The following is a 2,909-nucleotide window of genomic DNA, read 5'->3' on the forward strand; positions in this document are numbered from 1 at the left end:
CATCGTATTCGTGCAGAATAACGATACACTGAAGATGGCGCTTTCATCCAACAGCAAAACATACGGCGCACGTTCGCCGGTGAAGCTCAGCTTTAATGTAAAGAACGATGAGGGCAAGCCGGTTGCCGGCACGTTTTCGGTAGCAGTAATCAACGAGAGCCGCGTTGGCGCCGATGAAACCATCGAGGGCTCTATATTCAGCCATCTGCTGCTTACTTCCGATTTGAAGGGTTATATCGAGAAGCCCAACTACTACTTTGTAAACACGACCGATGCCAAACGCGCCGAACTGGATATGCTGATGCTTACCCAGGGCTACCGCCGCTTTGAGTGGAAACAAATCATTGCCGCACCCGATATCCGCATAGCCAACAAGCCCGAAAAGAACCTTAGTCTGGAGGGAACCATCAAAACCACCGGCGGAGGCGTAGTTGCTAATGGCAAGCTGATGCTCACTTCCACCCGCGAAAACACCATATTAGATACCGTTACCGATGCCGGCGGCAATTTTAAATTTACCGACCTCACGCTGTCCGATACCGCCAAGATCGTGTTGCAGGCACGCAAACAAAACAACGGCAAGCGGGTATCCATCTACGTAAAACAGCCCGATTATCCTAACCTGATCAAAAGTAACGCGCAGGATGCGGCCAATAACGATCTGTCGCCCGATGCTTTGCAAAGAAGTTATGCGGCTTACCAAAGCCAGCTGCATGATGATTCGCTGAAGTACGGCAAGCAACTAGGGCAGGTGAACATCAGCGGTAAAAAGCTGGATAAGGGCGACCCCTATGCGGATAAACGCACCGTGGCCACCCGCTTTTTCGATATGAAACAGTACGCGGGCTACACATCCATGCGCGAGGTGGTACTGAAGGCGCTGCCCTTTTACAAGGAAGTAGACGGCGGGCTTTCTACTACAGGCCGCAAAGGCGGCCCGGCCAATATCCTGTTAGATGGCACGTTGGTTAGCCTCGATAACCTTTATGCCTACCTGCCATCAGAAATTGAAAGCGTGAAAGCGGGCGATGCAGGCGATATACAGGAGGGGCAAAAACAAAGCGCATTTTTGGTTATCACTACCAAACGCCGCGCAGGTACCGATACCACGGTACTAAAACAGGTAAACATTACTGCCAAAAAGGTAAAGAAAAACGTAGTTACCCGTTCATCAAACCTGCATGGCCCAGGCAACGCCGACCAGGTAATTATGGGCGATCAGCTAGGGGGCGGCTGCGCCTACATAGCCGATTGCCTGCGCGGCAAGCTCTTCGGCATAAGCTTTAAGGCCGATGGCACGCCTGTAAATATCTCGCGGGGAGCCAATGCCGATATGGTAATTGAGGTTGATGGGAACCGTTTGGCGGGCAGCGAATTGAATAACATCAACGCTAACGACGTGAGTAGCATAGAGGTACTGCGCACTAATTTTGCCAAGTCAATATACGGCAGTGATATAGGAGGCGGATTGCTTATTATCACCATGAAGAACGGCAGCGAACGCAAATACCTAACCGCCGATTCGCCCACCGGGCTCATCACCTATCCATTCAAAGGGTATTATAAAGCACGTACTTATTACACGCCAAAATATACCGCAGCCAATAAAGATAGCGGCATATTGGATTTACGCTCGGGCATATACTGGAAACCCGATGTGCTGACCGGGGCCGACGGCACCGCCACATTCGATTACTTTAATGCCGATACCAAAGGCACCTACCGAGTGATCGTTGAGGGCATAGACGATGACGGTAAGCTGGGCAGGCAGGTGTACCGATATAAGGTGGAGTAATGATTTATTTACGTTAACCTGTGCGATTTTATTTTTTGCCGATTAAACCCTTGGTATATTGGCCTGTCTAAACGATGTTACCCTAAGCCCTATGAAGATTGCCCTCCGCCTGTTATCCTTTATTATTATCGTATCGTCGACATCGGCATTTGCCCAGCAGGATAGCTCCTTTTTAAGCACCGCTGTTAACAACCTCAAGGCTACGTACAATGCCAAACCCGTCGAAAAGGTTTATCTGCACCTGGATAAGCCCAACTACATCCCCGGCGATACCCTTTGGTTTAAGGCCTATGTAGTGGTTGGGAAAACCCACGTGCTATCTGCGTTAAGCGGTGTGCTGTATGTAGAATTGATTAGTCCTACCGACTCGGTGGTTAGGCGCATCAACCTAAGGCTAACTTCGGGCATCGCCATGGGCGATTTTGCTTTATCCAATAAACTGAAGCCTGGCAACTACAACATCAGGGCCTATACCACCTGGATGCGCAACGCCGGAGCCGATTATTTTTACAACCAACGCATCAATATAGGCGGCATCACGCCCGGCCAGGTGGCTGCCATAGCGGCCAAAGTGAACCCCGATGTGCAGTTTTTCCCCGAGGGCGGCGAACTGGTAAACGGCGTTCGCTCCAAAGTGGCTTTCAAAGCTGTCAACCCAAACGGTTCGGGCGAAAATATCAAAGGCAGCATTGTAGATAACGACGGCAACCTGGTGGCCGAATTTGAAAGCGCGCATGCAGGCATGGGCGTATTTGCCCTGTTGCCGCAACCGGGCAAAACCTATTCAGCCAAAGTACAGCTCGCAGACGGGCGCACCTTTAACGTACCACTGCCGAAGCCGCAGGAAGCGGGCTACGTGCTATCGGTAAACAATACCCGTGCCGATAGCCTTTTCCTACGCGTATCAGTCAACGCCCAGCAATTGCAGGCCAAACGGAACAGCAGTTTCTTTTTGGTTGGCCAAAGCGGCGGCGAGGTGTATTTTACCGCAGCAGGCACCTTAAAAACCCCTGTTTTCGGCGCGGGAATAGATAAGGCGCGTTTCCCATCGGGCATCGTGCAGTTTACCCTCTTTGCCGATGGTCAGCCCGTGAATGAGCGCATCGTATTCGTG

The 2,909-nt window shown here is 51.2% G+C and carries 1 protein-coding gene and 1 pseudogene; both read left to right on the forward strand.

From position 1 onward, the window contains the following. The coding region (locus AC1DXC_RS27200; RefSeq protein ID WP_477462326.1) for a carboxypeptidase-like regulatory domain-containing protein at nucleotides 1-1,795 on the forward strand (1,795 nt) is incomplete at its 5' end. Between the two features lie 91 nt (nucleotides 1,796-1,886). Beyond that, nucleotides 1,887-2,909 (forward strand): annotated as a pseudogene (locus AC1DXC_RS27205) (hypothetical protein); the annotation flags it as partial.

It is taken from the genome of Mucilaginibacter sp. P2_D11 (genome assembly GCF_056404435.1).